Raw genomic sequence first — 13,585 nt, 5'->3', positions numbered from 1 at the left:
CCTTTATCTAGGAGACGTCGGAATCCTAGATTTGTGTTACGGTTACTTGTGTTCAGTCTTGTTGAATTACTATCCGCCCTCGCTCGCGGGGGGCGGCGGCGCTCAGGACGGCCGTACGACGGCGGAGTCCAGCAGGGGGCCGAGTTCCGCGGCCACGGTGGTCAGGGGACGTACGTCCTGTTCGGCGCGGGCGAGCAGGAGAGCGCCCTCGATGGCGCTGATCATGAGGGTGGCGAGCGCGTCGGCCCGGGCGGCCGGCACACCCATGTCCGTGAGGGCGCGGGCGAGCGGGCGCCGCCAGGCCGTGAAGGCGTCGGCGGCCGCGGCCCGGGTGGACGTCCCGGCCGAGGCGCAGTCCACGGTGGCCGCCGCGACCGGACAGCCCCCGCCGAAGCCGGCCGCCTCGTACTCGTCGGTCCACTGCCGCACCATCGCCCCGAACAGCCCGCTAGGCGTCGCCCCGTCCCCCAGCCCGGCCAGGAAGCGCTCGATCCGCCTGCCCGCGTAGCGGCCCGCCCAGTCGACGGCCTCGTTGACGAGCTGTTCCTTGCCGCCGGGGAAGTAGTGCTGGAGCGAGCCACGGGGCGCCCCGGCGTGCGCGGCGACGTCCCGCATGCCGGTCGCCGTGACTCCGTCCCGCCGGATGAGCTGGGCCGCGCTGAACACCATCCGCTCGCGCGGTCCCCGCCCCGACTCCGCCATCGTCGACCTCCCGGCACCCCGCGTCGGCCCGTCCCGGAATCCACTCTATGACCGGCGTCATAACCGCCGCTACTATGACCGCTGTCATAGTCGTTCCTCGAGCGGAGGACGGTCCGCCATGCCCGTCGGTTTCATCGGTCTCGGAGTGATGGGGCAGCCCATGGCGCTGCGGCTGGCGGCCGCGGGCACCCCCCTGGTGGTCCACAACCGGACGGCCGCCCGGACCGAGCCGCTGCGCGCGGCCGGCGCCGAGGTGGCCGAGGACGCCGGCGAGGTGTTCGCCCAGGCCGAGGTGGTGCTGCTGATGCTGGCCGACGACCTCGCGATCGACGCCGTCCTGGGCCGCGGCACGCCCGGCTTCGCCACGCGGGTCGCCGGGCGGACCGTCGTCCACATGGGGACCACGTCCGCGGAGTACTCGCGGCACCTGGAGGCCGAGGTGCGGGCGGCGGGCGGGCGGTACGTCGAGGCTCCCGTCTCCGGATCCCGCCTCCCGGCGGAACGGGGTGAACTGGTGGTCATGCTGGCCGGGGAGGAGACGGCCGTGGAGACCGTGCGGCCCCTGCTGTCGCCCTTGTGCCGGGAGGCGTTCGTCTGCGGTCCGGCACCCGCCGCCCTGCTGATGAAGCTGTCGGTGAACCTGTTCCTGATCACCCTGGTGACCGGACTGACGGAGGCGTTCCACTTCGCCGAGCGACAGGGCCTGGACCGGCGGCTGTTCCTGGACGTACTGGACGCGGGCCCCATGGCCAGTGGCGTCTCCCGCATGAAGGCACCCAAGCTGCACGCCCGGGACTTCGCGGTGCAGGCGGCGGCCGTGGACGTGCTGAAGAACAACCGGCTGATCGCCGAGGCCGCCCGCAGGGCCCGCCTCGCCTCGCCGCTCCTCGACGTCTGCCACAGCCTCTTCGAGGAGACCGTGGAGCGGGGGCACGGCGGGGAGGACATGGTGGCGGTGCTGCGGGCGATCGAGGGGCGGACCGACCGGGTGTAGAGGTGCGGACCGTATGCACGGTTCGTATACGAAAACCGTATGCGAAAGACGCGGACAACGGCCGGGGCCCCGCAGACGGTCGCCCGGCCGCACCCTCTACGACTGCCGCACCCCTACGACTGCCGCACCCCTACGATTTCGGAATGCCGTAGGCGCGCTCCACCCGAAGCCTCAGCACCAGCCGGCGGTCGCGGACCATGGCGGTCCGGTAGTCGTCCCAGTCCGGATGCTCGCCCTGCACATCGCGGTAGAGCCGGATCAGCTCCTCCACCGTCTCGTCGTGCGGGTCCCCGGCGACGGGCGAGAGGTCGGCGGTGCCCTCGGCGACCGTGTACGCCCACCGGTCCGCGGTGGTGACGTGGTAGGAGGCCCTGGGATCCCGGCGGAGGTTCCGGGTCTTGGCGCGGTCGTCGGTGAGCGAGACCCGGATGATCCGTTCGTCGGGGTAGTAGGCGTGGCTGACGTTCGACAACTGGGGCCGGCCGTCGCGCTTGAGGGTGACCAGCACTCCGCCGTGGCCCTCGGAGAGCAGCCCGAGCAGTGCGTCCTGCGTCGCGTCGTGAGTCATGCCTGGATCAACCGCCCCGTCACACCCGCGCATTCCCCGGCAGACACCGTCTACGCAACCCTGCCCACGGTGGGCGCGGCGCTGGGCATCCTGGTGGCCGCGTCCGCCTCGCTGCTGTCCGCGCCCGGGTGCGCGGTGCTGCTGCGCCGGGTGGGCGCCCGCCGTACGACCGGGGCGGCGACGGCCGTCCTCGCGGCCGGTGTCCTGGTGCTCTCCCGGGCTTCGGGCACGCTCGCGCTGGGCGCCGGGTTCGGCACGGTCATGGTGGCGGCCACGCACGTCGTCGTACGGCGGGCGGACACCCGTACGGCCGGGGTGGCGGGCGGGCTGCAGCAGACCGCGCTGCGCGTCGGGCCGGCCCTGGCAGTGGCCGCGGCGACCTCGCTGCTGGACGCGGGGACGGCGTCGGCGCCGACCGTGCCGGCCGTCGTGGCCGCGCTCGGGACGGTGGCCTGCCGGGCACTGCCCGGGCACCGCGTCGAGTCGATCACACCCCGCGCGGATCCGCGAGAACCGGCCGGTGTTCCTGCGACGATGAACTCCGACGACGTGTGAACAGGCCTGGGACCGTCCCGGTGGGGCAGGACGATCCGCACCGGGACGGACACGATCGAAGGAGAGCGATGGCACAGCTGATACAGGAAGCCGACCCGGGTGAGGCCGGGCTGGACGCGAAGGCGCTCGACCGCCTCGACCAGTACCTCGCCCACCACGTCGACGAGGGACGCCTCCCCGGCTTCCTGGTGGCGCTCTCGCGCGGCGGCCGCGTCGCCCACCTCACCGTGCACGGGCACCGCGACCTGGCGGCGGGACTGCCGGTCGAGCCGGACACCCTGTGGCGCGTGTACTCCATGACCAAGCCGGTCACCGCGGTCGCCGTGCTGCTCCTGGCGGAGGAGGGCAGGCTGTCGCTGGACGATCCGCTCGAGACCCACCTGCCCGCCTTCGCCGACCCGCGGGTGTACGTCTCCGGTTCCGGCTCCGACGTGGTGACCCGCCCGGCCGACGGGCCCGTCCTGCTGCGCCACCTGCTGACCCACACCGCGGGTCTCACCTTCGGCTTCTACTACTCCCACCCCGTCGACGCCCTCTACCGCGAGGCAGGCCTGGAGTCGTCGGTGCCACCGGGCGCGGACCTGGCCCGGACGATGGACGTGTACGCCCGTCTGCCCCTGCAGTTCGAGCCGGGCACGCAGTGGAACTACTCGGTCGCCTCCAACGTGCTCGGCCGGGTGATCGAGGTGGTCTCCGGGCAGCCCCTCGACCGGTTCTTCGCCGACCGGATCTTCGGGCCGCTCGGCATGACGGACGCCGGTTTCGAGGTCACGGCCGAACAGTCCGGCCGCCTGGCCGAGTTGTACGGGGAGACGGACACCGGCGGCATCCAGCCGATCGCCGGGCTGCCGCTGCACGGCCGCCCCCGCTTCCTGTCCGGCAGCGGCGGCATGGTCGCCTCGGCCCACGACTACCACCGGTTCATGGAGATGCTGCGCCGGGGCGGCGAGCTGGACGGCACCCGCCTGCTCTCCGCCGAGTCGGTGGCCCTGATGACCAGCAATCACCTCCCCGGCGGCGCCGACCTGCGGTCCTTCGGCACCCCCACCCACCAGGAGCCCGGCAACGCGGGCGTCGGCTTCGGCTTCAACGTCTCCGTCGTCACCGACCCCGCCCGGACGGTGGCACCGGTGGGCCTGGGCACGTACGGCTGGAGCGGCGTGGCAGCCACCACGTTCTGGATCGATCCGGGCCGGGACCTGACCGTGCAGTTCATGACCCAGGTGCGTACGAAGACGCTGAAGATCTTCCCGGAGCTGAAGCGCCTGGTGCACGAGACCGTCGTCGACTGAACAGCGGCCCGCTCGTGCGGTTGCCCTTCACCGCGGCCCTGACCGAGGCCGAGCTCACGGCAGGCGAGGGTGAAGCTGTCGAGGCAGCGCCGCCAGGGTCCGAAGGCGGTGGTGAAGTCCAGCAAGTGGGGCAGCAGGCCGGCGGAGAAGTCGGTGCCGGACTCCCGGGGCAGCAGGGACGGCAGGTTGTCGATGGCGATCAGGTGCCGGTCGCGGAGCCGGGTGTCCCGTCGGGGTCGGGCATGCCGACGAGCAGGCCGGGGCCCTCGGCGTGGGCGTCCGGGGCCCGGAGAGGAAGAGGACGCCCTCGGTCATGGCCTCGTCTTCCTGTCCGGATCTCCGGGCTCGTACGCGCGACAGGTGGTTCAGGACAGGTGGGCGACGGCGTCCAGGTGGGGCAGGTGGTGGTCGAGTCGCTCCCGCTTCGTGCGCAGATAGGTGATGTTGCTCTCGCACGGCGGGATCAGCAGCGGCACCTGCTCGGCGACGTGGATGCCGTGCCGCAGCAGCGCGTCCCGCTTGCGCGGGTTGTTGGACATCAGGCGGACCGAGTTGACGCCGAGGTCGCGCAGCATCCCGGCGGCGACGCCGTAGTCGCGGGCGTCGACGGGCAGCCCGAGGGCGAGGTTGGCCTCCACGGTGTCGAGACCCTCCGCCTGCAGGGCCATCGCGCGCAGCTTGGCGAGCAGGCCGATGCCACGGCCTTCATGCCCTCTCAAGTAGACGACGATGCCGCTGCCTTCGGCGACGACCGCGCGCAGCGCCGAGGCCAGCTGGTCGCCGCACTCGCAGTGCTGGGAGCCGAACGCGTCGCCGGTCAGGCACTCCGAGTGCAGCCGGGTGAGCACGTTCTCGGAGCCGATGTCGCCGTAGACCAGCGCCACTTGCTCGTCACCGCGGTCGTGGTCCAGGTAGCCGACGGCCTGGAAATTGCCGTACACCGTGGGCAGTGGCGCATTGACGACGCGTTCCACGCCCGTGCGCTGCGCTGCCTTCTTGCCGAGTACGCCGATTTTTTCTGTCATGATCTGATTCCTAAAGCAGAGACGAAGGGCCGTGAAGAAATGAGTGGTTCGGGCGCGGGTGGGGCGACGTACGGTACACGGGGCCTGCTTCCGGCGGACACCACGGAAGACGTACGGGCACGGGCGGCGGGCGTCTCGTCACAGGTGGCCGTCCTTCCCGTCGGCAGCTTCGAACAGCACGGCCCTTTCCTCCCGTTGGCGACCGACACCCTGGTCGCCTGTGCCATCGCCCGGGAGATCGCCGCGGCGCACCCGGTGCACCTCCTTCCTCCGGTGACGGTCGCCTGCTCGCACGAGCACGCGGCCTGGCCCGGGACCGTCAGCATCTCCTCGGTGACCCTGCATGCGGTGGTCCGGGACATCGCGGCGTCGCTGCGCCGCTCGGGCGTCGGCGCGCTCGTCGTGGTCAACGGGCACGGCGGCAACTACGTGCTGGGCAACGTGGTTCAGGAGGCCTCCGCGCGCGGGGAGCGGATGGCGCTGTTCCCGTCCGCGGAGGACTGGGAGGAGGCGCGGCAGCGGGCCGGGGTGGTCACCTCGCTGCTCACCGACATGCATGCGGGAGAAATCGAGACGTCCATTCTGCTGCACGCTCATCCCGAATATGTCCGTCCTGGTTATGAGTCCGCCGATTTCACCGCGGACGACCGCCGCCATCTGCTCACCGTGGGAATGTCCGCCTATACCGAGTCGGGCGTCATCGGCCGTCCTTCCCTGGGATCGGCGGAAAAGGGGAAGGCACTGCTGGCGAACCTCGTCGAATCCTTCGGCGCGTACCTGGAGTTGCTGACCTCGCCGGAGGGCGGTTCCGGCAGCGGGCGCGGGTAGCCGCCGCGCAGTCGGGTGTACCAGCGGGCGACGAGGACGAGCGCGCCGGGCAGGGCGGCGACGAAGCTGAGCACGCCGTACACCACGGCGACGGCCAGCCCGCTGCTCGCGCCCAGCCCGGCCGCGCCGAACGCCCAGGCGGTGGCGCCCTCCCGCGGTCCGAAACCGCCGACGTTCAGCGGCAGGCCCATGGCGATCAGGGCGAGCACCGCGAGCGGCAGCAGCACCGGCACGGAGGCGCCGGATCCGGCGACCCGGGCGGCGACGACGAACATCGCGAGGTGTCCGGCCAGGACGACCACGGAGGACAGGGCGACGCCCGGGCCGTAGTGGCGCGACAGCAGCGCGCGGCGGGCCTCGCCGAGGCTGGTGCGCCGGGTGCCCCGGCGTGAGGGGGCGCGGTTCATGCGGACCGCGAGGACGACGGCGAGCGCGCCGGCCGCGGCGCAGGCGGCCGGCAGGGCCCAGCTGCGGACCTCGTCCCGCACCGGCGAGGGCAGTGTCAGCAGCACGGCCCCGCCGATCACGGCGAGCGCGACCTGGCCCGCGACCCGTTCCAGCACCACGGCCCGGACGCCGCGCGCCATGTCGCCGGCGCTCTGCCCGTGGCGCACCGCCCGGTGCACATCGCCGAGGACGCCGCCGGGCAGGGCCGCGTTCAGGAACAGCGCCCGGTAGTAGTCGGCGACGGCCGCACCGAGCGGCAGCCGGATACCGAGGCCGCGGGCCACCAGCTGCCAGCGCCAGGCGCTGAACACGGTGGTGACGACGCCGGTCGCGAGCGCCGCGAGCAGCGTTCCCCCGTCGATCCGCCGCAGCCCGTCGAGGAAGACGCCCGTGCCCAGCCGCCACAGCAGCACGCTGAGGATGACGACTCCGGCGACGGTGCCGAAGTGGGTTCGTACGGCAGGGGTGTTGAGGCGCGCGAGGAGGGCGCGGGCGGCGGAGCGGGGTACGGCGGCCGGGTCCGGGCCGGGGGCCTGGGCGGGTGCCGGTACGGGACCGGCCGTCCGGGAGGACGGTGCCGCGGTGTCCGGGACGCGCAGGGGCGTGGCGGTCCTGCGCACGCGGGCGTGCCCGGCCGCGGTGGGCTGCACGCGCGCGTGGGTGGCCGCACGGACCGTCCTCGGCTTCGCGGCACCGTACGCCTGCGCAGTCCTGGCGGCGTGGGCCCGCGGGGTCCGGGCGGTGCCCGGCCGTGCGGTGCGGGCGCTGGCCGCGAGGGTGGTCCGCGCGCTCGCCGGACGCGTGGCCCCGGCGCTCCCCGGCTGCGGGGCCGCCGCGCTCACTCGGCGCCGCCCCTCGGCCGGGGCAGCGCCAGCAGGTCGCTGTGGTGGACGGTGACGCGCAGTTCGCCGGCGGCGCAGGCGGCCAGGCGCTCGCGGAGGTAGCGGTCGGCGCGCGCGGCGAGTTCGGGACGCTGCTCGACGGCCGCGCCGACCCAGCCGCGCAGCCACTGGGCGGTCAGTTCGGCGTCGTCGGGGCCCAGCCGCCAGGGGCTGGGGTTGACCCGTACGGTGACGCCGCGCTCGCCGAAGGCCTCGCAGGCCGCGGTGACCGCGTCGGGGCCGAGCAGGCCGCCGCGCCGCTGGTGGGCGTTGAACGCCTCGGCGATCTCGGCGTCCAGCGGGTCGGACGGGGCGAATTCGACGCGCCCGGCGACGGACAGGGTCAGCAGCGCCGGGCATCCGGCGCCCACGCAGGCCTCGGCGAGCGCCTCGATCTCCTCGCGGGTGAGGACGTCGAGCAGTGCGGAGGCGGTCACCAGGCAGGCGCCGGACAGGGCGTCGGGGGTGAGGCGGGCGACGTCGGCGCGCCGCGTCTCCACGGTGACCCGGCTGCCGTCGGCGGCCACCCGGGGGGAGGCGACGGCGGCGAAGTGCAGCAGGTAGGGGTCGCGGTCGTGCAGGATCCAGTGCTGGGAGCCGTCCAGGCGGGGGGCGAGCCAGCGGCCCATCGAGCCGGTGCCGCAGCCCAGGTCGTGCACGACCAGGCTCCCGGACCGGCCGGGCAGGTTGGCCAGCCGGATCCGCAGCGGGTCGAGCAGGTCGAGGGCCCGGGCGGCGCCGTCGGCCGGTTCGCGCAGCTGGAGCCACTCGGGCGCGTACCGGGGCGCCTCCTCCGGCTCGGCGTCCCGCAGCCGTACCGTGGCCCGCTCGCCGGGCCGGCCGACGGGTCCCGCGCCGGCGATCACGCCGGACGGTCCGGGTTGGCCGGCGCTGTCGTGCCGCGGTGCCGGTTCCGTCATGTCCGTCCCGCTCTGCTTCGTACGGTCGTTCGCGCTGTCGGTCGCATTCTCCATCGCACTGTCCGTCGCCGCCTTCGCTGCCGCGTCCGGGACGTCCCTGGGGCCGGGCTGGGCCGGGATGGCGTCGGTCGTCGTGGTCGTCCGGCTCATGCCGCCCTCCGGGGTTCGTCGGGGAGTCGCAGCAGGACTCCGGCCAGGCTGCGGGCGGTGGCCGCCCAGCCGCCGAGGGCAGCCCGGCGGCCGCGCGCGGCGGCCTTCAGGCGGCGGCGCACGTCGGCCTCGCCGAACCAGCCGCGCAGTTCGGCGGCGAGCGCGGCGGGGTCCTCCGGCGGTACGAGGATGCCGGGCACGCCGCCGTCGGGGGCGCGGCCGACGGCCTCGGGCAGCCCGCCGACGTCGGTGGCCAGCACCGGGATGCCCCGGGCGAGTGCCTCGGTGACCGCCATGCCGTAGGTCTCGGCGTAGGAGGTGAGGACCATCAGGTCGGCGGCGGCGTAACTGGCGTCGAGGTCGGCGCCGGAGCGCGGGCCGGCCAGGTGCAGACGGTCGCTCAGGCCGTGCTCCTCGATGAGGGAGCGCAGGTGGGCGACGTACTCGGGGTCCTGGTTCAGACCGCCCACGCAGGTGCAGGTCCACGGCAGGTCGCGTACCGCGGCGAGTGCCTCCACCAGCCGGTGCTGGCCCTTGCGGGGAGTGACCGCGGCCACGCACACGAGGTGGGAGACGCCGTCGGTGCCGGCGGCGAGGGGGGCGATGTCGGCGCCGGGGGCGGCGACGTGCACCCGGTCGGGGGCGAGGCCGTGGTGGGAGACGAGGCGGCGCACCGCCCAGTCGCTGGTGGCGATCACGGCGGGCACCGCCCGCAGCACCTCGCGTTCCCGGGCGTCGAGGGCGGCGGCGACGGACGGCTCGAGGCCGGTCTCGTCGCCGAGCGGCAGGTGGACCAGGACGGCCAGGCGCAGCCGTTCGGTCTCGGGGACGACGATCTCGGGGACGCCGCAGGCGACCAGCCCGTCCAGCAGGACGACGGCCCCGTCGGGCAGTTCCCGAAGGGTGCGGGCGAGCGCGTCTCGGGCGGCGGCGCCGGGGCGGGGCCAGGCGCCGTCCACCGGGTGCTTGGTGACCTGCCAGCCGAAGCCGGGCAGGTCGAGGCAGACCCGGCGGTCGTAGGCGTTGCCGCCGCTGGGGTTGGCGGGGTCGTCGACGCCGCCCGGCAGGACGAAGTGGACGGTGCGCAGGGACATGGGGATGATCCCGACGTTGTTCAGGGCCGCGCGCGGGGCGGGCACGTAGGCGAGGGCCGGGCCCCGGCCGATGGTCGTGTCGGTCACAGGGCACGCTCGTAACTCGCCCAGGCGACGTGCGACTCGTGCAGGGTGACCGTGATGCCCGCCAGGCCCTTGGCGCCCTCGCCGAGGGCACCCTCGTGGACGCGTTCGGCGAGCCGGTCGGCGATGACCTTGGCGAGGAACTCGGTGGAGGTGTTGACACCGGCGAAGTCGGGCTCGTCGTCGAGGTTGCGGTAGTTCAGCTCGCTCACCACGGCGCCCAGTTCCTGGGTGGCCAGGCCGATGTCGACGACGATGTTGTCGTCGTCCAGCTGCTCGCGCCGGAACGTGGCGTCCACCAGGAAGGTGGCGCCGTGCAGCCGCTGGGCGGGCCCGAACACCTCGCCGCGGAAGCTGTGGGCGATCATGATGTGATCGCGGACGGTGATGCTGAACAACGGACGACCCTCCAGGTGCGGCGCGTCTGGCTCCCCAGCGGTTCCCTGCCGGGGGATGCCGTGTATTACGGCTCTTCGGTTCCCCGCGTTCAGCCGTTCCTCACTCTTTTCTCAGGTCAGACCCTCTTGCCGGGTCATGCCGGGTCACCGGCCGTCCGGGACCGGACGGCACGTCAGCCGGATTCGGCGTACCGCACTCGGTGGCACAGTGCGGGGATGTCCCCGGAGGCGAGTTTCGGCAGCACGTCGGGGAGCTCCTCGAACGCGGACTCACCGGTGATGAGCGCGTCCAGGGCGGGGTCGGCGAGCAGGGCGAGGGCGAGGGCGAGCCGGTCGGCGTAGGTGCGGCCGGGGCGGGCCGGGGAGACGGTGCCGACCTGGCTGCTGCGCACGGTCAGCCGCCGGGAGTGGAAGGCCTCGCCGAGGGGGAGGCTGATCCGCCGGTCGCCGTACCAGCTGAGTTCGACGACGGTGCCCTCGGGGGCGAGCAGTTCCAGCGACCGGGTCAGGCCCGCTTCGGTGGCGCTGGCGTGCACGACCAGGTCGCAGTCGCCGAGGGCGTCCGCGGGCGAGGCGAAGCCGGCGCCGAGGGCCTCGGCGGTCCTCGCGCGCGCGGGGTCGGCGTCGACGAGTTGCAGCCGGACGCCGGGGAAGCGGGCCAGCAGCGCGGCGACCGAGCAGCCGACCATGCCGCCGCCCACCACGGCGATCCGGTCACCGATCAGGGGGGCCGCGTCCCACAGGGCGTTGACGGCCGTCTCGACGGTCCCGGCGAGGACGGCCCGCTCGGCGGGCACGTGGTCGGGTACCACGGTCACGGCGCTCGCCGGGACGACGTAACGGCTCTGGTGCGGATAGAGGCAGAAGACCGTGCGGCCGACCAGTTCGCCCGGCCCCTCCTCGACGACGCCGACGCTGAGGTAGCCGTACTTCACCGGGCCGGGAAAATCGCCTTCCTGGAACGGCGCCCGCATCGCGGCGTGCTGGCTCTCGGGGACGCCGCCGCGGAAGACGAGCGTCTCCGTGCCCCGGCTCACCCCGGAGTACAGCGCGCGGACCAGCACCTCCCCCTCGCCCGGTGCCGTGAGCGCCGTGTCGCGGATCTCGCCGTACCCCGGTGAGGCGAGCCAAAACGCGCGGGCCGAGTGGTTCATCGGCGTCCTCCTGAACGATCGGGAAGCGGTTCACGTACCGAGGTGTGCACAGGGAGATGTGCACAGGCCGCGCACAGTACGCGGCGATGATCGACTCTGTCACTCGGCCGGAGGATGTGCGGTGGCCCTGAACAACACGTACGGTGCAAGGCTGGTCCAGCAGGAGACCGCTGTGGGAGCGGGCGTCCAGATCCTGCTGCTGGCCCTGCTGGGCTCGGCCATCGGACTCGGGCCGGCCGGCTGGCTGACGGGCCTGGTGTTCGCGATCGCGACCTGGGCGGTGCTCTCCCGGGCGCTGCACCGCTCCCGGCTCACCTCCTTCGGGCCCGCCAACCGCGTCACCCTCGGCCGGGCCACCCTGGTCGGCGGGGTGACCGCGCTGGTGGCGGACTCGTTCGAGAGCTCCCCGCCGGTCACGCTGCTGGTCGGTCTGACCGCGGTGGCCCTGATCCTGGACGGCGTCGACGGCAAGGTGGCCCGCCGCACGGGCACGTCGACGGCGCTGGGCGCCCGCTTCGACATGGAGGTCGACGCGTTCCTGATCCTGGTGCTGAGCGTGTACGTGGCCATGCAGCTCGGCCCGTGGGTGCTGCTGATCGGCGGTATGCGGTATGCGTTCGTCGCCGCCGCCCGTGTCCTGCCCTGGCTGAACGCGCCGCTGCCGCCGTCCTTCGCCCGCAAGACGGTCGCCGCGCTGCAGGGCGTCTGCCTGCTGCTGGCCGGCTCCGAACTGCTGCCGCGCACCGCCAACCTGGCCGTGGCGCTGCTGGCGCTGGGGTCGCTGCTGTGGTCGTTCGGGCGGGACGTGCGCTGGCTGTACCGGACGTCCCGGACCGCGCCGGTGCCGGTGCCGGTGCCGGTGCCGACGATGGAGGTGGCGGAGCTCCTCGAGCCCGCGCTGCGGTGAACCGTCCCGGCGGGCACGCACGAAGGGCCCCGGACCATCGACTGGTCCGGGGCCCTTCGTGCGTGCGGTGGCACGAGCGCGTCACTGGCGCGGTGCGGTGCTACGAGCGCGCGGACCGGCCGCGTACGAGGGCGAAGGCCGCCGCCGCGAGGCCGAGCACTCCGACGATCAGGCCCGCGACGCCGAGACCGCGCGCCGTCGAGTCACTGCCGGAGACGACGCTCGACGTGTCGCCCGTGGAGCTCCCGGCGTCCGGGGACCCGGCCTTGCCGCTCGCCGAGGTGCTGTCGTCGTCCCCGGCCGCGCTCCCGGCGGTGAGCTTCAGCACCGGCGCCGGGTTCTCCGCCTCGTCGGCGCCGCCTTCGGACTGCGCGATCCAGCGGACCGTCTTGCCGTCGGAGTACGTCTGCAGCGTCTTGAACGTCAGCCGGTCGGTGTCGTCGGGCAGTTGCCCGAAGGCGATGTCGAAGTCCTCGTAGTGCCCGGCGGTGATCTTCCCGCCGGTGAAGGTGACCTGGGAGGCGGCCTCGGTCATGGTGCCGTCGTCGGTCTTCACCGGGTTCTCGAGCTTGCTGGTGGTCACCTTGGCGGTCCAGCCGTCCCGCGGGGAGACGAGCACGCCGAGGACGGGATGGTCGGTGGGCAGGAAGACCTGCACCTTGGTGGTGGCGGCGCTGTTCTCCTCGTTGGGCACGCGGAAGGTCAGCACGCCGTCCGTGGTGCCCTTGGCGTAGCTCTCGGGGTGGACCGTGACGTGCGCGGAGGCGGCACCCGCGGCGGTGAGGAGACCGGCGGCGGCGAGAACGGCGACGAGACCGGCACGGCGGGCGTTCCTGGCCATGCTCGTGGGCATGCTGGTGAACCTGGTCTGGGGCATGAGGGAGTGGATCTCCGTCCGTACTGAGAGAGAGTGCGGGTCAGCTGGGGTACGGGATCCGGGCCGGGGGCCCGCGGCGGTTCACCGCGTGCCGCAGCGGGAGGAGACGGAGCGGGCCGGGGTCGGCCGGGGCGCGCAGGGGCCCGTCGAGGACGGCCGGCAGCGGGGCGTCCCGCCACCAGGCCGCGAGCCCCGGCACCAGGGCGGCCGCCCGGCGCAGCAGCGAGAACAGGGCGGCCTCGCCGCGTCTGAGCCACCAGGAGGCGACCAGGGCGGCGAGGACATGGGCGGCCGTGGCGTGCGCGGTCACCGCGTGGACGGGGTGCGCGGGGGACATGCCCGTCATGACCTGGCCGTGCGCCATCGTCATGTCCATGGCCCCCACGGGCGGCGTAACGGCCCGGTGCGCCGCGTCGAACACGAGATGCAAGCCCGCCTGGGTGGCGAGCATCGCCGAACCGATCCCGAGCAGGGAGCGCTCCCGCCCGCCGAGCAGCCAGCCGAGCGCCGACACGCCGAGGAAACCGGCGGCGTCGACCCGCACCGGCGGCATGTCGCCCACGGCGAGCCCGTGCCCGGCGGCGGCCAGCAGCACGCACACCGCGGCGAACACCGCGGCGCGCAGGACGCGTACGGCCGGGGACGGGCTCATGGTGAGGGATCCTCCCACGCAGCAGGGATACGTGCGGCGCGCAACCCACGTTCAGCG

General features: G+C 73.8%; 13 protein-coding genes and 3 pseudogenes. 5 read left to right on the top strand and 11 right to left on the bottom strand.

Going from position 1 to position 13,585, the window contains the following annotated elements:
* Positions 1 to 102 precede the first annotated feature (102 nt).
* Positions 103 to 702, bottom strand: coding sequence for a TetR/AcrR family transcriptional regulator (locus ABZX30_RS25360; RefSeq protein ID WP_355937292.1), 600 nt, complete (start codon positions 700 to 702; stop codon positions 103 to 105).
* A gap of 118 nt (positions 703 to 820) precedes the next feature.
* Here ABZX30_RS25360 and ABZX30_RS25355 point away from each other — a divergent pair, with 118 nt between their 5' ends.
* Positions 821 to 1,696 carry an NAD(P)-dependent oxidoreductase gene (locus tag ABZX30_RS25355; protein ID WP_355937290.1) on the top strand — a complete coding sequence of 292 codons (876 nt, stop codon included), beginning with the start codon at positions 821 to 823 and terminating at the stop codon, positions 1,694 to 1,696.
* Positions 1,697 to 1,826: 130 nt separating this feature from the next.
* On the opposite strand, the gene ABZX30_RS25350 is transcribed toward ABZX30_RS25355, so the two are convergent.
* Positions 1,827 to 2,264, bottom strand: a complete 438-nt coding sequence (locus ABZX30_RS25350) for a PPOX class F420-dependent oxidoreductase (RefSeq protein ID WP_355937288.1) — start codon at positions 2,262 to 2,264, stop codon at positions 1,827 to 1,829.
* Between the two features lie 69 nt (positions 2,265 to 2,333).
* On the opposite strand from ABZX30_RS25350, the pseudogene ABZX30_RS25345 reads away from it, so the two are divergent.
* Together ABZX30_RS25345 and ABZX30_RS25340 are read left to right on the top strand one after the other, a co-directional pair.
* Positions 2,334 to 2,819: pseudogene (locus ABZX30_RS25345) on the top strand (MFS transporter); the annotation flags it as partial.
* A 68-nt stretch (positions 2,820 to 2,887) separates the two neighbouring features.
* Positions 2,888 to 4,111 carry a serine hydrolase domain-containing protein gene (locus ABZX30_RS25340; RefSeq protein ID WP_355937286.1) on the top strand — a complete coding sequence of 408 codons (1,224 nt, stop codon included), beginning with the start codon at positions 2,888 to 2,890 and terminating at the stop codon, positions 4,109 to 4,111.
* Between the two features lie 35 nt (positions 4,112 to 4,146).
* On the opposite strand, the pseudogene ABZX30_RS25335 reads toward ABZX30_RS25340, so the two are convergent.
* Positions 4,147 to 4,314: pseudogene (locus ABZX30_RS25335) on the bottom strand (saccharopine dehydrogenase); the annotation flags it as partial.
* Between the two features lie 162 nt (positions 4,315 to 4,476).
* Entirely contained in the window at positions 4,477 to 5,136 is a 660-nt protein-coding gene (ribA, locus tag ABZX30_RS25330) for a GTP cyclohydrolase II (RefSeq protein WP_355937283.1), read from the bottom strand.
* A gap of 39 nt (positions 5,137 to 5,175) precedes the next feature.
* Between ribA and ABZX30_RS25325 the strand changes: the two genes are divergently transcribed.
* Positions 5,176 to 5,964, top strand: a complete 789-nt coding sequence (locus tag ABZX30_RS25325; protein WP_355937281.1) for a creatininase family protein — start codon at positions 5,176 to 5,178, stop codon at positions 5,962 to 5,964.
* 104 nt (positions 5,965 to 6,068) lie between these two features.
* On the opposite strand, the pseudogene ABZX30_RS25320 reads toward ABZX30_RS25325, so the two are convergent.
* The 5 genes and pseudogenes from ABZX30_RS25320 to ABZX30_RS25300 all read right to left on the bottom strand — a co-directional run.
* Positions 6,069 to 6,824: pseudogene (locus ABZX30_RS25320) on the bottom strand (lysylphosphatidylglycerol synthase transmembrane domain-containing protein); the annotation flags it as partial.
* A gap of 425 nt (positions 6,825 to 7,249) precedes the next feature.
* On the bottom strand, positions 7,250 to 8,212 hold the full coding sequence (locus ABZX30_RS25315) for a class I SAM-dependent methyltransferase (RefSeq protein ID WP_355937293.1): 963 nt from the start codon (positions 8,210 to 8,212) through the stop codon (positions 7,250 to 7,252).
* Positions 8,213 to 8,358: 146 nt separating this feature from the next.
* A complete protein-coding gene (locus tag ABZX30_RS25310; RefSeq protein WP_355937278.1) occupies positions 8,359 to 9,543 on the bottom strand; it encodes a glycosyltransferase family 4 protein in 1,185 nt (394 codons plus the stop codon).
* Entirely contained in the window at positions 9,540 to 9,938 is a 399-nt protein-coding gene (locus ABZX30_RS25305; RefSeq protein ID WP_355937274.1) for a 6-carboxytetrahydropterin synthase, read from the bottom strand. The genes ABZX30_RS25310 and ABZX30_RS25305 overlap by 4 nt, the downstream gene beginning before the upstream one ends.
* Positions 9,939 to 10,111: 173 nt before the next feature.
* Complete coding sequence (locus ABZX30_RS25300; protein ID WP_355937271.1) at positions 10,112 to 11,092, bottom strand: zinc-binding alcohol dehydrogenase; 981 nt, start codon at positions 11,090 to 11,092, stop codon at positions 10,112 to 10,114.
* Positions 11,093 to 11,213: 121 nt separating this feature from the next.
* On the opposite strand from ABZX30_RS25300, the gene ABZX30_RS25295 reads away from it, so the two are divergent.
* Positions 11,214 to 11,999: a CDP-alcohol phosphatidyltransferase family protein gene (locus tag ABZX30_RS25295; RefSeq protein WP_355937268.1), complete on the top strand. Its 786-nt coding sequence runs from the start codon at positions 11,214 to 11,216 to the stop codon at positions 11,997 to 11,999.
* 100 nt (positions 12,000 to 12,099) lie between these two features.
* On the opposite strand, the gene ABZX30_RS25290 is transcribed toward ABZX30_RS25295, so the two are convergent.
* Together ABZX30_RS25290 and ABZX30_RS25285 are read right to left on the bottom strand one after the other, a co-directional pair.
* A complete protein-coding gene (locus ABZX30_RS25290) occupies positions 12,100 to 12,876 on the bottom strand; it encodes a YcnI family protein (protein ID WP_355937265.1) in 777 nt (258 codons plus the stop codon).
* A 40-nt stretch (positions 12,877 to 12,916) separates the two neighbouring features.
* The gene (locus tag ABZX30_RS25285) at positions 12,917 to 13,528 is read right to left on the bottom strand and encodes a hypothetical protein (RefSeq protein ID WP_355937262.1); all 612 of its coding nucleotides are present in this window, start codon (positions 13,526 to 13,528) and stop codon (positions 12,917 to 12,919) included.
* Between the last annotated feature and the right edge of the window lie 57 nt (positions 13,529 to 13,585).

This window comes from Streptomyces sp. NPDC004542 (genome assembly GCF_040610035.1).
GTDB lineage: Bacteria > Actinomycetota > Actinomycetes > Streptomycetales > Streptomycetaceae > Streptomyces.
Note: the sequence above shows the minus strand (reverse complement) of the source record. Positions and strands in the feature narration are given on the sequence as shown.